Source organism: Citrobacter sp. VF227 (assembly GCF_052950715.1).
Genome location: NZ_JBRFVF010000756.1, coordinates 1 through 255, shown reverse-complemented (window position 1 = coordinate 255; position 255 = coordinate 1). Strand labels below are relative to the sequence as shown.

At 52.5% G+C, this 255-nt stretch carries 1 rRNA gene; it reads right to left on the bottom strand.

The features are described 5' to 3' along the window. Positions 1-255: ribosomal RNA gene (locus ACU8YC_RS28850) — 23S ribosomal RNA — on the bottom strand; the annotation flags it as partial.

Genomic DNA, 255 nt, shown 5'->3' with positions numbered 1-255 from the left:
CTTTGCACTAACCTCCTGATGTCCGACCAGGATTAGCTAACCTTCGTGCTCCTCCGTTACTCTTTAGGAGGAGACCGCCCCAGTCAAACTACCCACCAGACACTGTCCGCAACCCGGATCACGGGTCAACGTTAGAACACCAGCCATTAAAGGGTGGTATTTCAAGGTTGGCTCCACGCAGACTGGCGTCCACGCTTCAAAGCCTCCCACCTATCCTACACATCAAGGACCAGTGTTCAGTGTCAAGCTATAGTA